This window comes from Thermodesulfovibrio aggregans, assembly GCF_001514535.1.
Lineage (GTDB): Bacteria > Nitrospirota > Thermodesulfovibrionia > Thermodesulfovibrionales > Thermodesulfovibrionaceae > Thermodesulfovibrio > Thermodesulfovibrio aggregans.
The window spans coordinates 1,184,172-1,206,404 of sequence record NZ_BCNO01000001.1 but is presented as its reverse complement, the minus strand read 5'-3'; the positions used below and the strand labels follow the sequence as shown (position 1 = coordinate 1,206,404).

Below are 22,233 nucleotides of genomic sequence, written 5' to 3'. Positions count from 1 at the left end.
TGCTGTATAATGTATAGCAAAAAAATTTAAAAGAATTCAAGTAAGCAAATTCAGATTCTCTCTTTTTGATTTTTGTTGAGATTACGTTCATCATTCTTGGAATTGTTAACCGGTTACCATAAAATATTCTTTTACAATAAACTCTGCAAATGAAAAGGCAGAAGTAAAGGCTGGTGATATGGCATTGAGAATATGAATTGTATTTGAATCCTTGATTACTAAAAAGTCCATTACAAGCTCTTTTTTATTCAAATCAATAAGCTGCGGTCTTATTCCTACTTTATTGGATGGCAAAAGGTCATCAATACTGACTCCTTCAATCATATCCTTAACATCTTCATAAAACTTTTTCTTAAAATATTTTCTCATCTCTGTGAAAGCTGTGTTTCTGAATTTTTCATTGCTCAAAAAAAGAGATAAATCTCTCCAGAGAATTTTCAGGGTTTCAATGCCGAGATCATCAAATACTTTGTAGTTTTCCCTTCCAAAAGCAGGTGTTGCCGTAGGTCCTACATAAACAGTGCCATCATGAATTTTAGTAAAATGAACTCCCAGAAAAGGATTTTTTATATCAGGCACTGGATAGATGTTTCCTCTTACAAGAAATGATTTGCCTTTATTTAACTTCTTATAAAGCCCCTTAAATGGAACGATTCTGTATTGCTTTGCCAATCCAAACATATGAGCGATTCTATCTGCATGAGCACCTGCTGCATTGATAAAATGGTCAAATTCCATATCCCCTCTATCGGTTATAGCAGTTCTGCTTCCCTTTACATCATGTAGTGTAACTCCCTTTATTATCTTCACTCCTTTGCCTGAAAGCTCTGTTTCAAGGGTATTTAAAATTTCTTGAGGATTTATTACTGCTGTCTCAGGAGAAAATAGAGCTTCTTTAAAGGTTTTTGCGTAGGGTTCAATTTTTTTTAAAGCTTTTTCATCTATGAGTTCAACGTTAGCTCCATTTAGCTTTGCTCTTCTGTAAAGTTCATTAAGTGTGGTGAGTTCGCTTTCTTTTTTTGTAACAATTACTTTTCCAGATTCAATAAGAGTTAAACCCTTTTGTCTACAGTATTGCTTCATGAGTCTGTTGCCTTTAAGGCAGAACTTCGCTTTCAAGCTATCAGGCGTGTAGTAAATTCCTGCATGAAGCACACCGCTGTTTCTTCCTGAGGCGTGTTTTCCGAGATTCTGCTCTTTTTCTATAATTGTTATGTCAGAAAATCCATAATTTAGAAGTTCTCTTGCAATTGAAAGTCCTGTAATTCCTGCACCGCAGATTAAAATCATATTTTATATCCCTCTTCTGTATTCAATGAATTTCCTTAATGATATAAGAAATACAAACCATGCAAGGACAAAAAGAATGATTGTAATCCCGATTAAAGGAATATTTCCTGAGGGAAGAAATTTCTTAAACAGAAGAAACCCTAAAGAATAAATTGTTGTTGCAAGCATGAAAATCGCAGGAAGAACTGTAAAAAGTCTCTTCTTATGCATCATTGTAAGCCACAGTGATATGGCTATCAATGCAAGTGCTGCCATGAGTTGATTTGCTGAACCAAAAACAGGCCAGACTACAGCAAATCCATTTTTATAAGCAAGCAAAAACATGGATACAATCATCACAGTAGAGTTAAAAAATCTGGAAAATACAAATCTTGGTGGTTTTTTAAAAATATTCCTCCAGAATTCCTGTAAAATAAGCCTTCCAAGCCTTACTGCTGTGTCAAGAGTGGTTATAACAAATCCTTCTATCATGAGTATTCCGAAAATAGTTCCAATATATGAAGGAATCCCTATAACCTTTTCCATAAACAAACCTGAACTCAAAGAAAAAGCCAAAACAGGATTGGATTTACCTCCTGCGGGGAAAACTATTTCTTTGTATGCCGTATAGGTAAGTCCTGCTCCAATAGCAACAATTACACCAACAGAGAGAAGTCCCTCAAGAAGCATTGCTCCATACCCTACTCTTCTTGCGTCAGACTCTTTTGAAAGCTGTTTTACAGTTGTGCCTGTTGCTACAAGAGTATGAAATCCGCTTATTGCCCCACAGGCAACAGTTATGAAGAGAATAGGCCAGATAGGACCGAGTTTTGCAGTGCCTTCAGCGATATTCAATGATGGTGCTGTAACCTCTATTCCCTTAAATCCTCCAATAATTGCTGAAACTATTAAAGCAACTATACCACTATAAAGAAAAAAAGAATTGATAAAATCTCTTGGCTGAAGCACTATCCACACAGGAATTGCAGAGGCAATAAAACAGTATATGGAAACAAGCACCATCCATGTTTCACGGGAAAATCTTACAGGTAAGACAAAGCCAATAAAAACTGATAAGGCAATTACAATTAAAGAAAAAACAAAAGCATAAAATACTCTCATATTCCTTCTGTATAGAAGGTATCCCATAACCGGTGCAAAGGCTGTAATTATTATCACTGAAGTTGAGGCAATTCCTCCGATTTGTGCTAAAACCTCTCCTGTTTTTTCATCTCTTATGGTTTTGAAAAGTGTCTGTGAATCAGAAAGATTGAGCAGTTTAAGTTTTACCACAGATGTCAAAGCAACACAGGTAAGATCAAGAAAAGCAGCACAGACAAGCAAAAGCATGAAAAATACAAAGAGAATAAACAGAGTAAATCCCCATCTGCCCATTGTTTTCTTTGCTATCTCAACAATGGATTTACCTTTTTCCCTTAAGCTAACAAATATGGAAGTACTGTCATGAACTGCTCCTATGAGTATTGCACCAAATAAAATCCACAACCATGTGGGATAAAATCCATATAACATTGCAACAACAGGACCTACTATGGGACCTGCGCCTGCAATTGAGGAAAAGTGATGGGAAAATACAACCAGTGTTTTTGAAGGCACATAGTCAACTCCATCATTTATTGTTTTAGCAGGAGTTGGATTTCTGTCATCTTCATTGAAAACTCGGGAGATATATCTGGCATAAAACCTGTATGCAATAGAGAAAATAAATGTTGAGATTATTACTACAAGGAGCGTGTTCATAGGCAGTATTTTATATCAAAAAACATGATTTTGAGAACTTCTCTTTCATGTTTTCAAATCAAGCAAAGCATAATGATGTCAAAAAACTAATAATTTGCTTGATAAAATAGACTATAGGGGTATTATTCTTTTTATTGACTTTATCTTTTGTTATTTTTATAATACAAATTATTAACTTTTTAAAAATAGGAGGGGTATATGGAAGGCAGCAGAATTAAAAATTTTCCCATTTCATTTTTTGCTGTCATAATGGGACTTACAGGTCTTGCAATTGCCTATATGAGATTGTCTTTTATAGATGAATTTTTAAGAAATTCTGGTATTTTTCTTACTTATTTTTCCACATCCCTCTTTGGTCTTTTTTTAATTGTATATATAACAAAATTATTTAAATATTCCTCTGAAGTAAAAAAAGAGTTCAATCATCCAGTAAAATCAAGCTTCTTTCCTACAATTTCCATTTCTCTTCTACTTCTCGCTGTTGCCTACGGAGAGATAAATGTTTATTTTGCCTTTTTATTTTGGCTTTTTGGAAGTATTCTACATTTTATATTTCTTGTAAGAACTCTTACCTTCTGGATAAATAAAGAATTTAAAGTGGAAATGATAAATCCAGCCTGGTTTATTCCTGTTGTTGGAGCAATAATTATCCCTATTCAGGGTATTAATTATTCTAAAGAACTGTCCTGGTTTTTCTTCAGCATTGGCATAATATTCTGGATTTGTCTCTTTACAATAGTATTTTACCGATTTATCTTTCATAATCCTTTACCTGAAAGACTATACCCTACATTTTTTATTCTAATTGCTCCACCGGCTGTTGGTTTTATATCATATACAAAAATTAACACCGGTATAGATGCATTTGGAAATATTCTTTTTTATTTTGCCCTTTTCCTGTGTATTGTCTTATTCGCCTTAATAAAGAAATTTATAAAACTGAAATTCTACATATCCTGGTGGGCATATACTTTCCCACTTGATGCTGTCACAATAGCAATTGCATTAAGATATAGAATGACAAATCTTCCGATATACGAATATCTAAGCTATATTTTTGTGGTAATCACAACAGCAGTAATTAGCTTTGTTCTCATTAAAACAATTTTTGCTGTAACAAGAAGAGAAATATGCGTTGAGGAATGAGTTTTTAAATTTTACCTAAACCCTAGATCTACATGCATCAGAGAACCTAATATGCCCTTTTCTGTCAAAAATATGCTTATTTTTATGATTCTTGCCTTTTCTTCATTATTGTTGTCCTTAAGCTGGAAAAGGCTTTCTATGTTATTTAAATACAAAGACCAGGGGTTTCTGTTGTAAGCTGTTCAGGTTGATTTAGGGACTCAGTTAACTACTTTTCAATGGCAGGCTCCTTTATCTTTATTTAAGATGCAGATAAATTGTTAAGACTTAAATTTTCGCATCCGGATTATGCATAAGAATTGCCTTTATTTTTTTCATTTCCTGAGAGTTGTTTCTCAAACTTTCAAGCCTTTTTATTTTATCAAGATTATCTCTGTAGAGCTTTTCATAGTAAAGATATTTTTTGCCATCTACTTTTATTGAAAAATCTCCTTTTATAAACCACTTATCCTTAAGATAAATCCATGAAGCAAAGTCAGATATCTCAAATCCGGGCAGAACTTTTATATTACTGTGCCAGAAGTCTTCAAGTCTCAAACCTCTTTCATCGGCAACTATTCGGTATCCTCCTCTGAACGGCTCTGCACCCTGAATATCTTCATACTGCCACTCAGATACGGAAATCTGCCTACTGCGGTGACAACTTTTACAATCTCTTGCTTTTCCAAATGGATGGGATACCTCTTCAATCTGTAACCATGCTAAATGTTTATTGGCAGATGGCAGTCCATCAAAAGTTCCTATTATGGCATACATATCCCTTGTCTGTCCCTTCTCCCATCTGAACTTAATTCCTGTTGCTGGCACATCTTTCTCTATATTTCCCACAATGTGAGGAAATATTTTTACAGGAAACCAGATACCCCTTTGGTCTTTCATTAAAATGAGAGGTTTTTGAATCCCATAATAGAGAGAGTATTTTTTAAATGGATTTGGTTTTTCTCCAATAAATCCTTTCCCCCATACAGTTATCTGATATCCACCAGCTTCTGTTACATGACAGGCTGTACAGGTAAGATTCTTATGAATTGACTTTGCGTGGGCTTTCTCTATTTCAATGTGGCAGTCTCCACAGGTTGCCTTTCTTTGCATATCCCCCATTCCTCTTTTACCTGTGGGATGACATTCTACGCAGTGAATTCCTTTTTGAAAATGAACATCCGGCTTTCTCCCCTGAGGTATGGAATAAAATTTACCAATATAAGTCTCACCTCTTCTTGAATGGCCTGAACCTGTATGACATACTGAATTACCCCTTCCCCTTCCCATGCAACTGTAGGAATCAGGCACTTTTATGAAAGAGTGTGAACCTTTATCTTTATTTGGTGCATAGTGACAGTCAAGACATCCTGCATGACATACATTGCAAAGTCTCTGCTTGGCTATTGCCTGCTCATCCGTAAATGGCAAATTTATCTCTTTTCTTATTTTTTCCGTATTTGTAAAATCAAATCCTGAAGTCTTTAAAACCTCTGCCGGTGGTAGGTCTGCAAAAGATGGTCCGCAGTTATGAGGTCCATAAGGTTCAAGCCAGCTTCGCATTGTTCTTTGACGAAAATTTGCTCCCATTATGGTGTTCTTAAACTGTTTTAGCTCCTCAGTGTGACATCCTCTTTTGCCACAGGTCTTCTCTGCTATCTTCGGGTCAAAATTAAAGTCATTTGGATTTCTGTCATGCCAGAGAATATTTCGCACCTGAGGATGAAGGGAAATCTCTCCATTTTCTCTTTTCTTTGGTAGAAGTTCAAATAGTGAATTTTCGCCAGCCGGTATGATTTTATTTAACTCTGTTTCCTCTTTAGTGTAAATTTTCTTTCTGTCAACAGGCTCTGCACTCTCATTTACAAAAATAGCCTTTAACATTCCCTTATGTGCCCTCTCCTTATCCCATGCTCTTCCATTTCCAAGATGACAGTCCCTGCATTGAACTGTTTTATGTCCTGTGCCTTTTCTTACATCCTCAAGGGTAACGTAAAACTGAGGATAACCGAATTCTTTCATCTTCTCCTCTGAACCATGACAGTTAATACAACTTTCAGATGAATCCATATAATATTGATATCCAAGAAAACCCGTAATTAGTATGAATTGAAGAAAAAATAAAGTTACTGTAAGAGGGGATGCAAGGTCACTTATTTTACCTAATTTGAAAGGCATTTAGAATTATAACAGAGAGAGGGGGCATAAAGCCCCCTTTAATTAGTTTTCAGTAATTTTATATTTACCACCTTTTTTAATCTGAATTGATGCATCAAGAAATTTTACATTGTATCCTGCTTCTTTAAGGATGTTATAAGCCATCTCTGCTCTCATTCCTGTAGCACAGTGAACGATAATTTCTTTGTCTTTTGGAAGTTCATTAAGTCTGTCCTTGAGTTCATTGACAGGAATGTTTTTTGCACCTTTAATCATTCCCATCTGGGTCTCTTCAGGATCTCTAACATCAAGGATTATTACATTTGGTGGAATCTTACCTGTAATTTTCTTAAATTCTTCAATTCCTATTGTTCCAGGTTTTGGTTTAGGTACATATACAATTTCCTTTTTTAGCTGTCCTGAAAGTACTTCACCTCCTGCCTTTTTCCATGCATCAATTCCACCTTCAAGATATGAAGTATTTATATAACCCCATTTTCTTACAATATCAAAGGCTTTTTGAGAGAGATTGTCCTTGGTGCAGTAGATTATTATGGGTGCATTTTTCTGTTTTGGAAAAAGTTTCTTAGCCTTTGCAAGCTCATCAAGAGGTATATTTACAGCACCTTTTATGTGTTCCTTTTCAGCCTCTTGTTTTGGTCTTACATCAACTAAAACATGAGGAATGTCTTTGCTTATGAGTTCCTGTAAATATTTAACTGTTGATGCAACTGGATAACCCTGCTTTTTCCACTCAGGCATTCCATCTACAAACTGCTTTACATTTGTATAACCTAAAGCTTCTGCTCTCCGAGCAGATGAAGGAGTGAGAGCTCAAGTAGGACCCTGACAGTAGTAAACTATAGGAGCATTCTTGTCTTTGGGAAGTTTGTCAATGTGTTTATCAAATTCTGCAAACCAGATATTTATTGAACCTGGAATATGACCTTCATTATATCTGCCAGCAGGTCTACAGTCAATAATCAAAGCACTCTTTTCATCGTAAATTCTTTTCATCTCAGCAACTTTTACAACTTTTGATGGATCAACGGCAACCGGTGGTTTAACATTAATTAAGGTTGCATAGAGCTCGCCATTTTTCTCTACATAGGTGATAGCTATCTCTTTTTCCTTTGGAAGTTTGTTAAGAGGTTGATTCCAGTTCTTTACTTTCGTGTTTTCATCAAACTTGACTGTCCACAAAGCACCTGTATCAATCTGAATCATCTCAGCTTTTCCAGAGACAGTTTTTAGATTACCCCATAGTTCCCCTGCTTTTGCCGTATGGCATCCAGGTAACGAGCATCCTTTAGCAATTATGGGTTTTTGCTGAGATATACCCTGTGAGGCTACCAGAGCTAAGGCTAAAAATAAAATAAAAACACCTAAAAACAAACCATTTCGTTTTTTACCCATAAAATACCTCCTATTTTTTTCTATAATTTTATCTTTATTTATAGATTTTGTCAATATTTATATACCCAGTGATGGTAAATTTTTTATTTTTTAATAACTTGACTTAACTTAAATCAGAATTATATACTCCTATAAGGTATAAAATCTGCCGTGGGCAGATTAATAACACGAGGAGGTGTAATGTGAGAAGCTTAACAAGAAGTTTTCTTATCATCGGAGCGATTCTTATTATGCTTTTCAACTTAACATGGGCAGCAACTCCACTGAGCGATGAGCGTGTTAAAGAGGCAAAACAATGTGGAATTCAGGAGGTTGATGTAAAAGGTGCAAAGGATTTAATTGCAAAAGGTGCTATCATTTTAGATGTAAGGGAGTATACTGAATACATTGCTGGTCACATTCCTGGAGCTCTATGGACCCCAAGAGGACTCATGGACTTTAAAGCTGATGAATGGATACCGGATAAAGATAAAGTTTATTTAGTTTATTGCAAAACAGGCGGAAGAGGTGCAATCGTTACCTGTGATTTAAAGAAACTTGGTTACAAGAATGTATACAATCTCAAAGGTGGATTTGATGTCTGGATAAAGGCTGGAGAAACCGTAGAAAAAGGAGAACCTCAGGGAATGGGTAAAGGTATAAAAAAGTAAGTTAGGAGGGTTTAAAAATGAGAAAAATTGCTTTGATTTTTTTAGCAACAATAATTCTTACTACATCTGCTTTTGCTTATGATACTGAAATGGCAAAAAAATTTGATACCATGTTTTCACAGATGACCCCTGAAGTTCTTACAATGAGACCATGCCAGATAACCACAAAGGACATACTTGAGATGATTAAAAAGAAAGAAGAATTTGTTATTCTTGACATAAGAACACCTGCTGAGCAAAAGCTAATTGCTCCGGTCTGGAAAGGCTCACTTTTAATACCGATGCATGAACTTTTTAAACCTGAAAATTTAAAAAAACTTCCAAGGGATAAAAAGATTGCTGTACTATGTCACACAGGAGATAGAGCTGCAGCAGCCACAATCGCTCTTAGAGCAATAGGTTTTAACAATGCATTCCAGTTTAAAGGTGGTATTGCTGAATTTGCTAAAGAAGTTGGAAGATTGGCAACAGAGTATGTAAAGGAATAGAAATTAGGGGAGCAGGTGCTCCCCTAATTTCTATTGCACTCATCAGTATAAGATTAAACAACCTTCCAGTTAAAACCAAATAGAAACTCAGAAAAAAGCTTAATTACTCAGATTTTTTAAAGCCTCTTTTGCCTCTTCAACTATGGCAGAATCGGGAAATTTACTGATAATTTCTTCATAATACTTCCTGGCTTCTTCCTTGTTCTCAGTTATTTTTGCCAGTTCAAACAATGAAACATCTTTCATTACAAGAGATTTTCCACTTACGATTTCTTTTAAAACTTTGATTGCCTGTTCTTTATCATTGTTTTTAAGATAAATCATTGCAATCTTGAATTTTGCAAGATTTGAAAAAGCTTCATCATTCATACCTGCCACTTTATTTAAGTATTCAATAGCTTTTTTACTGTCTTCTGCCAGAGAGTAAGAATATCCAGCATTCATAAGATAGATAATTTTTTTCTTTTTTTCATAGGCTTTTACAAATAAATCACCTGCCTGAGAAAATTTCCTCTGAAACAATGCCTTATATGCTTCATATTCAAGCTCTTTTGCATCGCTTTCCTGTTTAAGATTGTAAATATAAAAGCCTGTTATTAGAAAAACTATACCAAGAAATATAAAAACTCCAATTACCAACTTCTTTTTTTGAGCAACTAATTTTTCTTTAAGAGTCTCAACATCTTCTGCCTTATGCTTCATGAAATCTTCCTCCTTACAATTTCTTCCATATTCTGAAATACCCTGTAGATTTCTTCATCTTTAAGCCCTGCACCCTTTAATACTTTTATGGCAAACTCCTTTGAGATGAAATCTCCCGGTGAGTGTGAATCAGTATTAATAACCAGTTTTGCACCATATTTTAAAGCCATGATAGCAACATGTCCGTTACTCAAGCTATGACCTCTTCTTGAAGTAATCTCAAGATATATACCGCGTTCAACTGCCATAGTTACCTCTTCTTCAGTTATCAAGCCAGGATGAGCAAGTATGTCAATGTCTGACTGTAAAGCAATTCTGTTTGTACCTTCTTTAACTGGTTCAACAAGAGTCTCACCATGAACAATGATTATCTTTGCGCCAAGCTTGCGTGCTTCCTTTGCCAACTCTGGAATACTCTCAGGTGGAACATGAGTTAGCTCAACTCCAGGAAGTAAAACAACATTGGTAAAAGGTTGAATTTCCTTCATTACCTTTACAATTCTTGGAATAATCAGGTCTATATTTGAATGGTCTGCATGATCAGTTATTGAAAGAGCTCTGTAGCCTATTGCCTCAGCTCTTCTTATAATCTCTGCAGGTATTAACTCTCCATCACTGAATACACTGTGAATGTGAAAGTCAATCATTTTACAAACTCCAGCATCTTTTTAAACTCTGCTGTTCCTGCTTTCTTTAGAATCTGAAAAATCAGTGTTTCAGTACATGTTATTACTGCGCCTGCATCTTTCATAAGTTTTATACCGATTTTCCAGTTTTCTTTTGTTCTGCTACAAACAGCATCATATGGCACAAAAACATGATAATCTCGTGCAAGAAAATCAAGTGCTGTCTGCCATACACATACATGAGTTTCCATTCCTGTAAGAATGACCTCCTGCCTTCCAAGTTTTTTTATTTTTTCAGCAAACTTTTCTTCACCAAAACAGCTAAAATCTAATTTTTCAATAGCTTCTTCATATAAAAGACTTCTTATTTCCTCAAGAGTTTTTCCAAGCCCCTTTGGATACTGCTCAGTAAAAATAACTGGAATCTGATAAAGCTTACAAAGTTCAATAAATGTAATGATATTTTTCACTGTTTTCGCAAGAACTTCTTCTTTCATAGCTTTGGCAAGTTTTTCCTGCATATCAGTTATTATAAGTAAGGCATTTTCAGATCTTATAAAAAACCTTTCAAGACTCATTCATTCCCCCTCCGCAAGTTCTCTTAAAATTTTTATTATATCATCTATTTTAAATGGTTTGGTAACATACCATTTTACTCCCAACTCTTTCGCTGTCTGTTTATCGATTTCCTGTCCCTTTGCTGTAAGCATAACAATTTTCATATTCCATGAAGGAGGTTCTTTATGAAGAATTCTACAAATTTCAAATCCGCTCATCTTTGGCATCATTATGTCTAATAAAACTATGTCAGGCTTTTCTTTTTTTATTAATTCAAGACCTTCAACGCCATCAGATGCTTCAATTGCCTGTATTTCCATATCTTCTATCTCATCAATTACCTGTAAAATTAACTCTCTGATGAGAGGTTCATCGTCAACTATTAATATCTTCACTGCCTTCCTCCTTTTTCTTTAAAGGAATTGTGAAATAAAATGTGCTTCCTTTACCAACTTCACTTTCAACCCAGATTTTCCCTCCATGAGCTTCAACAATTTGTTTGGAAATTGGAAGCCCAAGTCCTGTACCTTTAGGTTTACCCCTTATTAAATCTCCTACCTGTTTAAATTTTTCAAAAATTCTTTCTTTTTCCTCATCTGGAATACCAATACCTGTATCCTCTACAGATACAATAATTTCATTTCCGTTAAATCTTGCCTTACATTTTACATATCCTCTTTCAGTAAATTTTAATGCATTTGAAAGTAGATTAATTACAACCTGAATAAGTCTTTCTTTATCACCCAGGACAACTGGAAGTTCTGGCGGAACTTCTATATAACAGGGAATCCCTTTTTGTTCAAAAAGCGATGAAAGAGCCTTGTATGCATTTGTTATAACTTCCTCCAATGAAATCTCTGAAAAATTCCATATTGCCTTACCTGACTCAAGCTTTGAAATATCAAGGACATCATTTATAAGTGATGTTATTCTCTCCCCTTCAGAAAGAATAATATTAAAGTTCTTATTAATCTTATTGACTGCTTTGGATAATTTTGGATCATTCATATCAAGATGAGGGAGAATAGTTTCAACGAATTTTTTATTTATTATCTCAACAAATCCAAGTATTGATGTGAGCGGAGTTCTTAATTCATGACTTACTACTGTTATAAATTCGGTTTTCAATCTGTCAACTTCTTTTTCCTGAGTAATGTCTCTTATTAAAATAACAGAACCAAGAATCCCTTTAGCTTCTGATTCTTCAGAGAAATACTCTTTTTTAATGCTTTTTGCAACAGCCTTCCCAACTTTCTGATTAACAAGATTTATTTCAGTTGATACAACTTCTTCAGTATTAAGAGATTTTTTTACTAACTTATCAAGCTCTTTTCCGAGAATTTCTATTTTTTTTCCAATCATCTCAAATTCGGCTTTGCCAAACATTTCTGATGCAGCAGGATTGATGTGATTTATAACTCCGTCTTTATCAACAACTATAAGACCATCTGCCATGTTGTCAATTATTGTGGTTAAATAGGCAAGTGTATCCTGAAGCTCAACAACAGCGTCTTTAAGTGCAAACTCATATCTATCAAATACCTCGTTTATATTGTTTGCCATTGATTGCATTGTATTGGCAAGAAGTCCTATTTCATCTTTTGATTTAATATCTACCTTAGCATCAAAATCATGTGCAAGAAGTTTTTTAGCATACTCAGTGAGTTGATTAAGTGGCTGAGATATTTTATTAACCATAAAATAAGCTAGAATTACACTAAAAACAAAAATTATAAATAAAAGTGTAAGCTGTTTACCAAGCACAGTCCACATCTTTTGATTAATGCTATTTTTATTCATTCCCACATGAACATATCCTACAGCTCCTTCTGTAATAGGAGAGACTACATCTAAAAAATCTCCAACCCCTTCTATACTGACATCTCTTATACCACTTTTATGTATCTGAGCAATCTTATTAATCTCTTCAGGGATTGTTGGAATGAATGTGTGAGAAATTATTTCTCCTGTTGAGTCAACAACAAAAACATAAGAAACTCCTTCAATTTCAAGAAACTGATCTATCATTGCCTGAACAGTTGCTGAATCAAGATTGAGAATTGTTTCTGCAGAAGATGAAGCAATACTGCTTGCAATGGCTGTTCCTTTTGATTTGTACTCTTCAGTAAGATTATTATAGAGATGCCAGCCTGAGAAAATACTAATTGTTACAAAAATGATGGCAAAAAGAAATATTATTCCAATAAGTGTTTTCTGAAAAAGCTTTGACATCCTCATTTTTTCCATTCACTCCAGTCTTTTATTGGAACAAATTTACCATCTTTATAGGTCGTATAATAAACTTTATTTAATGCCTGATGTTTTGTTGGAGAAAAACTGATTTTTTCATCAATTCCTATATCAAGATTTTTTATGTGCTCCACCACTTTTTTAATATTTTCTCTCTTTGGTTCTTTACCAAGTTTTTTTAGAACTTCAACAATAACCTTTGCATTAAGAAAGCCTTCAAAGCTTACAAAACTGTATTTAAGAGGTCTGTAGTCTGGCTCCATCAATTCTGAAGGGGGTAAAGGATTGTATCTGTCCATTAAATCTCTATATTCCTTTACAGCTCGTAAACTCATGTCTTCATAGCTTGGCACTACCTGAGAGTTTATCAAATTGTAAGTGTATTTTCTGCCAGTTTTTTTCTCTTCCTCAAGAAGAAGATTAATCATAAATTCACTTCCTACAAAGGACACATTAGCAATAGGAACATCCCATCCCATGTCTCTTGCATCTCTTATGAATCCTGCACAGGCTGCATAGGCACCCACAGAGATAACAGCATCAGCTCCTGCATTTTTGAGAATTTCAACCTGCTTTTTAAAACTGTCTGAATATTTAGCACCTCTTTTATATGTTGCCTCTGCTACTATTTTAGAGCCATACTTTGCAAGGGTTTTTCTTACGCCATCCCATCCACTTCTTCCATAAGCATCAGCCTGATAAAAAATTCCTATCTTCTTTCTTCCAATCTTTATGAAATTCTCAACAAGCCCGCCTGTTTCCTGTTCATAGGATGCTCTTAAATTAAATACATATTCGTCATAGGGAGGTTTTCTGTGAGGAAGTGCTCCTGTAAAAGGGAAAAATAAATAGATATTTCTATTGCTGTAACTTTTCAGTATCGGTAAAATTCTTGTTACTGTAGGAGTTCCAACATAGTTGAAAAGTGTGAACACATTATCTTCTTCAACGAGTTTTATAGTGTTTTTTATTGTTGGAATAGGATTGTAGCCATCGTCATAGGCTTTAATGACAATCTTTTTACCATAAATACCGCCATTTCTGTTGACATGCTCAAAATATGCCATTGCTCCTCTGTAAAGCTCTATTCCAAGCCCTCCTGTTGGACCCTTAAAAGCAGCTGACATACCAAGGACTATACTGTCACTATTTTGTTCGGCACCTAAAAAGGAAGGAATTAATAAAGCAATAGTGATGATTAAAAAAGTTTTTAAAACTGAACCTGACATCTTTTTACTCCGTTGCCTTCATCTCTTATCCATAAAAGAGTTTTATTGTTTCTTCTGCACCAGTTTTTAACATCATTTTCAAAGGTGGGACAGTCTGCAATGACTTCAAGAATATCTCCTTTTTTCATTTTCAATGCTTTGATTGTCATCTGAATTGTTGGCTGAGGACATTTTAAACCACGAGCATCAAGTAAAATCACTGCCATAACTTACCTCCTCAATCGCTTTCAGTATTCCATCTATTTCAGAGTAAATCTGTTCTTCACTGTAACCTTCCATATCAATTGCCTTTGAAGGACAGGATGCCACACATATCCCACATCCTTCACATAAAACTTCTATAATTTCTGGTTTTTCCTCAACTATCTCAATTGCCTTATAGGGACATTGAGATAAACATATACCACAACGGCTGCATTTATTATAATCTATTTGGGCTATAAATGGTTGTTTAGTTATTTTCTTTTTAAATAAACAAAGAATTTCTCCAATCTGCGCCATCGCATCAGTTTCTGCTTCCTCAATTGTCATTGGCTCTTTCACAGAACCTGCTAAAAATACTCCTGAAAGTTCGGGCAAGTTTTTATCAGAAACAATGGCAGGACAGAGAACAACAATGTCACAGAGAATTTTATATTCCTTGAAATAGATAATTAAAGAATCTTCCTTGTCAATTTTTAATTCATTTAAACTTTCATATCTTAAAATTCTCGTTAAAGGATCTTTAATTGCCTGTGAATAAAGTTTGTATGCCTTTTTACCAGGAAGGACTATTTCCTTAAAAAAGTGAACTATTTCAACATCTGGCAAGATCTGTCTGATAACTCTGTTAAACTTAAAAGCATACTGACAGCATATTTTACTGCAGTAGGGATAGAAATTTTCATCAAGACTTCCAACACAGTGAATAATGGCAATCCTCTGAGGAGACTGCCCTGAGCTGGTTAAAATTTCTCCCTTTGTGGGTCCTTCAGAGTTTAAAATTTCTTCAAACTCAATAGCATTATATACATCTTTAAATCTTCCATATCCAAACTGAGGAATAGTTTTACAATCCATAAGTTCAAATCCTGTTGCCCATAGCACAGACCCAACTTTTATATTTTCCTCTTTTCCCCTCTCATTAAAATTTATCGTATCTGGCACAGGGCATTCTTTTATACAAAGGTTACAATCCTCGCCTTGAAGTGCAATACATAGTTCAGGATTTATTCTTGCCACTGCTGGAAGTTTCATTGGTTCTACTCTGATAGCATTTACTGGACAGACTTCTTCACATTGACCACAGCCAATACATTTTTGAGGATTAACATAAACTGGCTTTGATAAAACCTTTGCAAAAAGGCTTCCGAAAAATCCTTTTAATTCTTTCAATTCTGAATTTAATCGCAGTTCTATATCAGAATTTAAAACCTCTTCAATCATTGGATGCACCACACAGGGTCCACAGGAAAGGGCTGGAAAGAGTTTTTCATATTTGGTGATTTTACCCCCAAGAGAATTTTCCCTTTCAATGAGATAAACTTTCCGACCAGCCTTTGAAAGACTAACTGCTGCCTTAAGACCTGCTATACCTCCTCCAACTATCATTACTTCATCACAGAAGGGAAATTGTTTTTCAAAAAGAGGTTTTTGTTTTTTTAATCTTTCCAAAGCTCCGTTAAAGAGTGCATATGCCTTTTTTAATGCATCCTCCTTTTTTTCAGTGACCCACACAACCTGTTCTCTCAGATTAACAAAGTTTATCATGTAAGGGTTAATTCCAGCCTGTTCAGCAATACTGTGAAATAGGGACTCTTTATTCTTTGGTGAACAGCCAAGAATTAATAATCCATCAGGTTTTCTCAGGGCTAATAAATTTATAATTTTCTTTTTAGTTTCCTCTGAGCAGGCTAAATCAAATTTTTCAAACCATGCGATTTTATCTTTTACAAAGAGTTTTATTTTTTCAAAATCAATTTTTTCAGCTATCTGACCGGCACAACTACAAAAAATAGCCCCAATTTTCAAAACTAACCCCGTTTGTGAAAGTTTTAGACTATTTTACCACAGAAAGGATTAATCTTCTACAAAGACCTCAATGGCTATCTCAGGACAAACAACTGCACACATTGCACATCCTATACAGTTTTCAGGATTTGAAAATCTGGCAGGGAAAAAACCTGATGCATTAAACTCTGATGAAAGTTCAATGCAGCCTTTTGGGCAGGTTAAAATACAGTATTTACAGCCTTTACATCTCTCTGAATCAATAACAATTAAGCCTTTTTTAACTTTTGTTTGCATGGGTTTAATTTTAAATGTTTCGGTGTTTTTATGTCAAATTTTTAAATGAGGGGGAATATCCCCCCTCATTATTAACAGCCTTCAACAGCCTTTTTCTTCTTTGGTGATGCCTCTTTCTTTTCTTTTTCCTTTGTTACAACACCATTCTTTACTTTAACTTTGTCTCCTACTTTAATGCCTTTCGCATCCTTTACCTCCACTGTGACTTCAGTTCCGTCATCCTTCTTAATTGTCAGTTTGTTCCCATCAATTTTTGTAACTGTTCCCTGTACTGTCTCAGTTTTCTTTGTTTCTGCAGCAAAACCAGCAAAAGTCACCGCAAGAATAAATGTTAGAATTACTGAAAGTACTAATGCCTTTTTCATTTTTTCACCTCCTTTCTTTTATGAATGATTAAATTATATCAATAAGGCGATAACTTTGTTAACTGTCCTGCATATACTATTGCTGCTCTTAAAATCAAAGTTCCTGCAATAACTAGCACAGCAGCAAAGTTCATCCTGAAAATCTGAGCCTTTGTAAACTCTTCATGAACTTCATTTTGAAATTCTTTTAATTCACCCAGCTTAATTCTTAATGCAAGAGGAAGCAGTAAGAATATAGCAATCAAAGCAACTGTAAAGATAAAGTGTTCACTGGTTAGTGAGAAAAATGGCTCAATGGCTTTCTTGTATGGTGCTGTTGAGGTATAAAGTCCATAGAAGAACAACGCTATCACTACAAGTTCTGCAACTATCAACCATATGTCAATTTTAGTGAATAAAAATTTTATCTCTGCCTTCTTTGCTATTATAACAATCATAGCTGCACCTGAGGACAAAGCAGAAATAAGAAAAAGAATTGGAAGTGTAGCATTATTCCAGAGAGGAATTGCTGAGAAAGAGCTGAGAAGTACTCCGGTATATATACCAAGAAATATTCCTAAAGCAAAGTTTAACTTTGCGATAGGTCTCATCTTAAGAGCAAGTTTTTCAGATATCTTTATTAAAAAAGAGAATTTTAGGCGATGTCTCTGGTCCTTTGGAATTACAGCTAAGATATAAAGGGCATTAGCAAAAAGTACAATTGGAACTCCCCAGGTACCCCAGGACATCAAAGAGAGAGGCTGAAATGTTAAATAACCCCATATAAGATTAAATGGAGAGCCAAGGTCAAAAATTATAAATAAAGCACCTACAGCAAGTACTATAAAGGCAATTAATGGTGCTCTAACGCACTGAGCAAGCTCTTCAACAGGCTGCTTCGGTATCCTTAAGTTCGCTATTGAGCACATTACAAGCATACCAGCAGAAAGACCTCCTAAAAAGAGATAAAGAACAATTCTCCAGTCCCAAACCTCCAGATAGGGAAATGTTATTGTATTTGTTCCTGTAATTCCTATCTCTATCATCATAGCCCTCCTGCAAATTTTTTGTTAATGTAAAAAACTCTTGGCTTTGTTCCTGCAAACTCAAGTCTGACCGCCGCATCATGCTTCTTCAAAAGTTGTGATACCTCAGAATTTGGGTCGTCAAGATCACCAAAAATTCTTGACTTACCAAGACATGTTTCAACACATGCAGGTTTCTTTCCCTCTTTTATTCTGTGTTCACAAAATGTGCATTTATCAGCCACTCCCTCAGGAGTTGAATATCTTGCATCATATGGACAAGCTAAGATACAGGCTTTACAGCCAATGCATTTCTTTTTGTCAATCTGAACTGTTCCGTCCTTTGCCCTATGGGATGCTCTTGTAGGGCAAGCATCTATGCATGGTGCATTTTCACAGTGATTGCAAAGTTCAGATCTTAATTCCATTTTCAAATAAGGAAACTCACCTCTTACCTCTTCAACAACCCTTGTTCTAAAGTATCCATCTGCAACATTATTTTCTTTTTTACAGGCAATGACACATGCCATACATCCAATACACCTTTCAACATCTATTACCATCACATATTTTGGCATGTTATACCTCCTTGGAAATCTTTACAAAATTAACTCTCATTCCAACACTTCCACTTATTGGGTCAATATCGTATTTTGTTATTAACTGCTGATCATCAGCTCCTCTTAAATATGCTCTATGGAGAAGTTTTGAAGTAGAGGAAAATCCATGAACAAGGTAAATACAATCTTCTCTGATTCTCTCTGTAACTTTTATCCGAACTTTGTTAGATTTTACGCCATCTTGATTTATCAATACTATATAATCTTCATTTTTGAGTCCCATTTTTTTTGCCACCTTTGCATTTACCCAGGCTGTATTTTCTTTCATAAGTTCCCACAAAGATGGATTATTGGTTGTTCTTGAAAAAGTGTGCACTGGAGCTCTTCCATAAATAAGTCTGAACCAGCCTTCCGGTGGTTGCTTGTGTTTTGTGTATTTTGGAACAGGATCAAAACCTTTTTCTTTAAGTTCTTTGCTGTAAAGCTCTATCTTGCCTGATGGGGTCTTAAATTTTGGTTGATTATCAGATGTTATGTACGGGGCTTCACTTTCTGGAAAACTTATATATCCTTTCTTTACAAGCTCGCTGTAGTCTATTCCCCAAGTTTCGCACTTCATTTTTAAGAAATCTTCAAAAGTATTCCATGGAAAGTAATCTTCAAGTCCAAGCCTTTTACCGAGTTCCTTTGCTATCCACCATCCAGGTTTTGAATCATACATAGGCTGAACAACTGGTTGACGAATTGAAATTCCAAAGGCTCTCTCTTTAACAGTGAAGAGGTCGTCATGACGCTCAAGATAGGTGCACTCTGGTAGCACCACATCAGCAAGCATTACTCCATCATAAGGCATCATATCAACAGCTACAAGAAGTTCAAGTTTTTGAATAGCACTCAATGTATCTCTTTGATTTGGCATAGCCTTCATTATGTTCGTTCCTGTAATAAACCAGCCCTTTATTGGATAGGGCTGTTCTGTTAAAGTAGCTTTAACAATTACATGAGTTACCCCTTCTTCACCTGCAAATGGATAGTCACCTTTGTTTAATGCAGGCTTTTGCGGCTCTGGATAATCTTTATCTGATAGGAATACTGGTTCAAGTTTTTTCTTTGGACTGAGATATATTCCACCAGGTCTTCCATAAGCACCTAAAAGTGCTGTCAATATGGCAACAGCACGCTGACGCTGAACATTATCTGAATACCAGGCAGTGTGTCTTCCAGGATGGATTAAAACATGCGGTCTGTTTTTACCAATTACTCTTGCTGTGTCAACAATTAAACTAGATGGAATATCAGTCTCCTTTTCCGCCCACTCTGGTGTATATTCTTTTACAGCCATAGCAACTTCATTAAAACCACTGGTATATTTTGCAACATACTCTTTATCGTAAAGTCCTTCGTTTATTATTACATTTATCCATGACAATAAAAGGGCTAAATCAGTAGCAGGCTTTATTGGCAACCAGTATTTTGCCTTGCCTGCAGCAGTAGAAAATCTCGGGTCAACCACTATAACAGTAGCATCCTTGCCCACTGCTTCTGCAAACTCCTGACATTGAGAATTATGAGCATTCTCACCAAGATGACTACCTATCAAAACAACTACTTTGCTATTCTGAATATCAAGTCTTTCAGGATTACCTACATCTTCTCCAAATGTAAGCTCAAAGGCAACTCCACGAGCACCTCTACATAAAGCAAAAGATGGCATCGCAAAATTTGGAGAACCAAAAGCTTGAAGAAGATGCATGAAATAGGTTGAAATTGTTCCATGTGTAAGTAAAGCTATTGATTCTGCTCCGTATTTTTCCTTAATTTTCTGCATTTTATCTGCAACAAAGCCAAGCGCCTCATCCCATGATGCTTTTTTAAATTTCGCTTCTCCTCTTGCACCTGTATTAATAAGAGGAGTTTTAAGTCTGTCAGGATCATAAAGAAGCCCTATTCCACCATGTCCTCTTGCACAGAGTTTACCCCGAGAGTTTGGATGAAGGGGATTTCCATCAAGCTTTACAACTTTTCCATCAACAACTTTTGCAATTACACCGCATCTCCAGAAACACATCTCACAAGTAGTAGGGATATATTGGGGTAAGGAAACAGGCTTTTTACCAAGACCTAAGACAGAGGTTACAGTTGAAGTTCCAGCTATTGCAAGACCGCCTGTGGCAGCAGCAATTTTTAAAAAATTTCTTCGGGTAATACTCATACCCTCACCCCCTTTATTTTTGTTATACTTTATAAATAGTATCTAAAAAAAATTTTTTTGTCAACAATTTTTATAAGTGTATAGGGGTATGAAAAAAATTAAACCAGAAAATGATAGTTTAGGTAACCAAAAAAGAAGGCTTTTTTTAAAAAAGATAATCAATTTCCTATTTTTAATTACAGGATTTATGTTCGTGATTGTTAGTTTAGTCTCTTTAAAACCCAAAAACCCAAAAAACAGAGCATACAAATTTTTTGAAATAGCTCAAGACAAAATTCCAAAAGAAGGTGTAAGAAAAATAGACATTGTCATTGAAAAAGAAAAATCTTTGAAAATTTTTTTAGTAAAGCAAGAAAACTCAATCATTGCTCTTTCACCTGTATGTACTCATTTAGGTTGTCTTGTAAATTTTGACAGAACAATGAATGAATTTGTCTGTCCCTGTCATGGTGGAAGATATGATATTCAAGGAAGAGTGATTAAAGGTCCCCCGAAAGAGAATCTTCATAGACTTCCTGTTAAAATAGAAAATGGCAAAATCTTTATAGGAATAAAAATATGAAACTTATTGATTGGTTTCTTGATAGATTCAGATTAAAATCAGCGCATAGAGGAGTTTTTGACAGAAAAATTCCAGAAGGAATTAACTATTTCTATTGTTTTGGAGGAATTGCCTTTACAGCTTTTTTAATATGTTCTATCTCTGGATTTTTTTTATCATTCTACTATATTCCCTCTGAAAATGAAGCTTACCTGAGTATTCAGAGAATTCATGAAGAAGTATATCTTGGGAAATTGATGCGGGGAATTCATAAATGGTCTGCCAATGTTTTGATTATAACCCTTATAATCCATTCAATAAGAGTCTTTGTAACTAAAAGTTACAGGCCACCAAGAGAGTTAAACTGGATTGTTGGAGTTATCTTATTTATAATTGTAATGGTAGAAGGTTTTACAGGATATTTGCTTCCATGGGATCAGAAAGCCTACTGGGCAACTGTAGTTGGAACAAATATAGTGGGTTCAATTCCATTTATAGGTGAAACTTTATTATTAATTGTAAGAGGCGGATACGAAGTAACAGGAGTAACTCTCAATAGGTTTTATAGCTTGCATATACTCTGGTTTCCGCTGATTATCATGCTGCTTCTTTGGGCACACTTTCACATGATAAAAAAACTCGGAATATCAAAACCCTTATGAAAAAGAAATTTTATCCCGATTATCTTATTGAGATTTTGTTCTTTATTCTAATTACCTTTGAAGTTATACTTGTCCTGAGCTTTCTTTTTCCTCCTGTTATTGGCAGAGAAATTGATTTTACAGCAGCCTATCAGCCAAGACCTGAGTGGTACTATCTGTGGCTTTTCTGGCTGTTGAGATTTTTTCCAGCAGATATAACCTTTGTAGGCGGTCTATTAATTCCTGGAATTATGGTGCTCTTTCTAATTTTTATCCCCTGGATAGAGAAATATATTGGCTGGAAATGGACCGCATTAATAGGAGTTATTTTTTTCCTATTATTTATCATTGGTACTATAATTGAGATGGCTACATAAAACTTTTTTTAAGAGC

General features: G+C 35.1%; 24 protein-coding genes. 6 read left to right on the top strand and 18 right to left on the bottom strand.

Going from position 1 to position 22,233, the window contains the following annotated elements; all coding sequences use genetic code 11:
• Positions 1-105: 105 nt before the first annotated feature.
• Both lhgD and TAGGR_RS06145 read right to left on the bottom strand, forming a co-directional pair.
• Positions 106-1,290 carry an L-2-hydroxyglutarate dehydrogenase gene (gene lhgD / locus TAGGR_RS06150; protein ID WP_059176443.1) on the bottom strand — a complete coding sequence of 395 codons (1,185 nt, stop codon included), beginning with the start codon at positions 1,288-1,290 and terminating at the stop codon, positions 106-108.
• Positions 1,291-1,293: 3 nt separating this feature from the next.
• Positions 1,294-3,030 carry a carbon starvation CstA family protein gene (locus TAGGR_RS06145; protein ID WP_059176442.1) on the bottom strand — a complete coding sequence of 579 codons (1,737 nt, stop codon included), beginning with the start codon at positions 3,028-3,030 and terminating at the stop codon, positions 1,294-1,296.
• A gap of 198 nt (positions 3,031-3,228) precedes the next feature.
• On the opposite strand from TAGGR_RS06145, the gene TAGGR_RS06140 reads away from it, so the two are divergent.
• Positions 3,229-4,176, top strand: a complete 948-nt coding sequence (locus TAGGR_RS06140; RefSeq protein ID WP_059176441.1) for an SLAC1 anion channel family protein — start codon at positions 3,229-3,231, stop codon at positions 4,174-4,176.
• Positions 4,177-4,443: 267 nt separating this feature from the next.
• On the opposite strand, the gene TAGGR_RS06135 is transcribed toward TAGGR_RS06140, so the two are convergent.
• The 3 genes from TAGGR_RS06135 to TAGGR_RS10650 all read right to left on the bottom strand — a co-directional run bounded on the left by TAGGR_RS06135 (position 4,444) and on the right by TAGGR_RS10650 (position 7,728).
• Positions 4,444-6,333: a cytochrome c3 family protein gene (locus tag TAGGR_RS06135; protein WP_059176440.1), complete on the bottom strand. Its 1,890-nt coding sequence runs from the start codon at positions 6,331-6,333 to the stop codon at positions 4,444-4,446.
• A 42-nt stretch (positions 6,334-6,375) separates the two neighbouring features.
• A complete protein-coding gene (locus tag TAGGR_RS10655) occupies positions 6,376-7,074 on the bottom strand; it encodes a rhodanese-like domain-containing protein (RefSeq protein WP_059176439.1) in 699 nt (232 codons plus the stop codon).
• A gap of 72 nt (positions 7,075-7,146) precedes the next feature.
• The gene (locus TAGGR_RS10650) at positions 7,147-7,728 is read right to left on the bottom strand and encodes a rhodanese-like domain-containing protein (protein ID WP_059176438.1); all 582 of its coding nucleotides are present in this window, start codon (positions 7,726-7,728) and stop codon (positions 7,147-7,149) included.
• Positions 7,729-7,910: 182 nt separating this feature from the next.
• Here TAGGR_RS10650 and TAGGR_RS06120 point away from each other — a divergent pair, with 182 nt between their 5' ends.
• Positions 7,911-8,378: a rhodanese-like domain-containing protein gene (locus TAGGR_RS06120; protein ID WP_059176437.1), complete on the top strand. Its 468-nt coding sequence runs from the start codon at positions 7,911-7,913 to the stop codon at positions 8,376-8,378.
• A 17-nt stretch (positions 8,379-8,395) separates the two neighbouring features.
• A complete protein-coding gene (locus tag TAGGR_RS06115) occupies positions 8,396-8,866 on the top strand; it encodes a rhodanese-like domain-containing protein (RefSeq protein WP_059176436.1) in 471 nt (156 codons plus the stop codon).
• Positions 8,867-8,965: 99 nt separating this feature from the next.
• Here the strand turns inward: TAGGR_RS06115 and TAGGR_RS06110 are convergent, their stop codons facing one another.
• The 13 genes from TAGGR_RS06110 to TAGGR_RS06050 form a co-directional block, all read right to left on the bottom strand.
• The gene (locus TAGGR_RS06110; RefSeq protein WP_059176435.1) at positions 8,966-9,568 is read right to left on the bottom strand and encodes a tetratricopeptide repeat protein; all 603 of its coding nucleotides are present in this window, start codon (positions 9,566-9,568) and stop codon (positions 8,966-8,968) included.
• Positions 9,565-10,215, bottom strand: coding sequence for a histidinol phosphate phosphatase domain-containing protein (locus tag TAGGR_RS06105; RefSeq protein WP_059176434.1), 651 nt, complete (start codon positions 10,213-10,215; stop codon positions 9,565-9,567). Before TAGGR_RS06105 ends, TAGGR_RS06110 begins: the two co-directional genes overlap by 4 nt.
• Positions 10,212-10,772 carry a hydrolase gene (locus TAGGR_RS06100; protein WP_059176433.1) on the bottom strand — a complete coding sequence of 187 codons (561 nt, stop codon included), beginning with the start codon at positions 10,770-10,772 and terminating at the stop codon, positions 10,212-10,214. Before TAGGR_RS06100 ends, TAGGR_RS06105 begins: the two co-directional genes overlap by 4 nt.
• Positions 10,773-11,147: a response regulator gene (locus TAGGR_RS06095; protein WP_059176432.1), complete on the bottom strand. Its 375-nt coding sequence runs from the start codon at positions 11,145-11,147 to the stop codon at positions 10,773-10,775.
• Positions 11,128-12,984 (bottom strand): ATP-binding protein, encoded by a 1,857-nt coding sequence (locus TAGGR_RS06090; protein ID WP_161936182.1) that lies wholly within the window; start codon positions 12,982-12,984, stop codon positions 11,128-11,130. Before TAGGR_RS06090 ends, TAGGR_RS06095 begins: the two co-directional genes overlap by 20 nt.
• Positions 12,985-12,986: 2 nt before the next feature.
• Positions 12,987-14,231, bottom strand: coding sequence for an ABC transporter substrate-binding protein (locus TAGGR_RS06085; protein WP_059176430.1), 1,245 nt, complete (start codon positions 14,229-14,231; stop codon positions 12,987-12,989).
• Positions 14,213-14,437 carry a sulfurtransferase TusA family protein gene (locus TAGGR_RS06080; protein WP_059176429.1) on the bottom strand — a complete coding sequence of 75 codons (225 nt, stop codon included), beginning with the start codon at positions 14,435-14,437 and terminating at the stop codon, positions 14,213-14,215. The genes TAGGR_RS06085 and TAGGR_RS06080 overlap by 19 nt, the downstream gene beginning before the upstream one ends.
• Entirely contained in the window at positions 14,418-16,241 is a 1,824-nt protein-coding gene (locus TAGGR_RS06075) for a CoB--CoM heterodisulfide reductase iron-sulfur subunit A family protein (protein WP_059176428.1), read from the bottom strand. The genes TAGGR_RS06080 and TAGGR_RS06075 overlap by 20 nt, the downstream gene beginning before the upstream one ends.
• Positions 16,242-16,289: 48 nt before the next feature.
• Positions 16,290-16,517 carry a 4Fe-4S dicluster domain-containing protein gene (locus tag TAGGR_RS06070; RefSeq protein ID WP_059176427.1) on the bottom strand — a complete coding sequence of 76 codons (228 nt, stop codon included), beginning with the start codon at positions 16,515-16,517 and terminating at the stop codon, positions 16,290-16,292.
• Between the two features lie 71 nt (positions 16,518-16,588).
• Positions 16,589-16,882 (bottom strand): selenite/tellurite reduction operon protein ExtJ, encoded by a 294-nt coding sequence (gene extJ / locus TAGGR_RS06065; protein ID WP_059176426.1) that lies wholly within the window; start codon positions 16,880-16,882, stop codon positions 16,589-16,591.
• Positions 16,883-16,920: 38 nt separating this feature from the next.
• Positions 16,921-17,907 (bottom strand): NrfD/PsrC family molybdoenzyme membrane anchor subunit, encoded by a 987-nt coding sequence (gene nrfD, locus TAGGR_RS06060; RefSeq protein ID WP_059176425.1) that lies wholly within the window; start codon positions 17,905-17,907, stop codon positions 16,921-16,923.
• Positions 17,907-18,464 (bottom strand): 4Fe-4S dicluster domain-containing protein, encoded by a 558-nt coding sequence (locus TAGGR_RS06055; RefSeq protein ID WP_059176424.1) that lies wholly within the window; start codon positions 18,462-18,464, stop codon positions 17,907-17,909. The genes nrfD and TAGGR_RS06055 overlap by 1 nt, the downstream gene beginning before the upstream one ends.
• Before the next feature lies 1 nt (position 18,465).
• Positions 18,466-20,658 carry a molybdopterin-containing oxidoreductase family protein gene (locus TAGGR_RS06050; RefSeq protein ID WP_059176423.1) on the bottom strand — a complete coding sequence of 731 codons (2,193 nt, stop codon included), beginning with the start codon at positions 20,656-20,658 and terminating at the stop codon, positions 18,466-18,468.
• 88 nt (positions 20,659-20,746) lie between these two features.
• Here TAGGR_RS06050 and TAGGR_RS06045 point away from each other — a divergent pair, with 88 nt between their 5' ends.
• Genes TAGGR_RS06045 through TAGGR_RS06035 form a run of 3 tightly spaced genes read left to right on the top strand, consistent with a single transcriptional unit; the run spans position 20,747 to position 22,217 of the window.
• Positions 20,747-21,220 (top strand): QcrA and Rieske domain-containing protein, encoded by a 474-nt coding sequence (locus tag TAGGR_RS06045; RefSeq protein ID WP_059176422.1) that lies wholly within the window; start codon positions 20,747-20,749, stop codon positions 21,218-21,220.
• Positions 21,217-21,861, top strand: coding sequence for a cytochrome b N-terminal domain-containing protein (locus TAGGR_RS06040; protein ID WP_059176421.1), 645 nt, complete (start codon positions 21,217-21,219; stop codon positions 21,859-21,861). Before TAGGR_RS06045 ends, TAGGR_RS06040 begins: the two co-directional genes overlap by 4 nt.
• Positions 21,858-22,217 (top strand): cytochrome b family protein, encoded by a 360-nt coding sequence (locus tag TAGGR_RS06035; RefSeq protein WP_059176420.1) that lies wholly within the window; start codon positions 21,858-21,860, stop codon positions 22,215-22,217. The genes TAGGR_RS06040 and TAGGR_RS06035 overlap by 4 nt, the downstream gene beginning before the upstream one ends.
• The last annotated feature ends 16 nt before the right edge of the window (positions 22,218-22,233 follow it).